2 protein-coding genes are annotated in these 800 nt (G+C 67.2%); both read right to left on the reverse strand.

Going from position 1 to position 800, the window contains the following annotated elements:
* Positions 1–322 (reverse strand): dTDP-4-dehydrorhamnose 3,5-epimerase family protein (locus AAAX73_RS09700; RefSeq protein ID WP_349125779.1); only part of this gene is annotated, 322 nt, incomplete at its 3' end.
* 12 nt (positions 323–334) lie between these two features.
* On the reverse strand, positions 335–800 hold a 466-nt coding region (locus AAAX73_RS09705; protein ID WP_349125780.1), incomplete at its 5' end, for a GDP-mannose 4,6-dehydratase.

Genomic DNA, 800 nt, shown 5'->3' on the forward strand with positions numbered 1-800 from the left:
CGGTCGTGTAGACCTTGCCGTAGGTGGCGCTGCCCTCGCGGAGGTCGACCCAGGCGCCGAAGACGCTGCCGCGGGCGACGGAGATGAACTTGTCCCAGGGCTCCGCGTGGATGCCGCGGGTGACGCCCCTCTTCTCGTTGTAGGAGATGTTGTTCTGGACGACCTGGAGGTCGGGGATGCCCAGGGCGGTCATCTTGGCGCGCTGCCAGTTCTCCTTGAACCAGCCGCGCGAGTCGCCGTGGACGACGAGGTCGACGACCTTGAGGCCCCCGATGCCGGTCTCCGTGACGGAGAGGTCCTTCTCGAATGCGATGTCTGCCATGTCTCTCCCCTCCTACTGCCCCTGGGCGCGGTAGCGGGCCTCGGTGGCCTCCTTGGCCGGGCGCCACCAGGACTCGTTGGCGACGTACCAGTCGATGGTGGCCTTGAGGCCCTCGGCGAAGTCGGTGTGGGCCGGCCTCCAGCCGAGCTCGCGCTGGAGCTTGGTGGAGTCGATGGCGTAGCGGCGGTCGTGGCCGGGGCGGTCGGCGACCCAGTCGAAGTCCTCGGGGTCGCGGCCCATGGCCGTGAGGATCATGCGCAGCACGGTGATATTGTTCCTCTCGCCGTCGGCCCCGATGAGGTAGGTCTCCCCCATTCGGCCCTTGGTGAGGATGTCCCACACCGCGGAGCTGTGGTCCTCGGTGTGGATCCAGTCGCGGACGTTCTCGCCCTTTCCGTAGAGCTTGGGGCGCACGCCGTCGACGATGTTGGTGATCTGCCTGGGGATGAACTTCTCAACGTGCTGGTAGGGGCCGTAG

It is taken from the genome of Collinsella sp. CLA-ER-H9, from assembly GCF_040092295.1.
Taxonomy (GTDB): domain Bacteria; phylum Actinomycetota; class Coriobacteriia; order Coriobacteriales; family Coriobacteriaceae; genus Collinsella.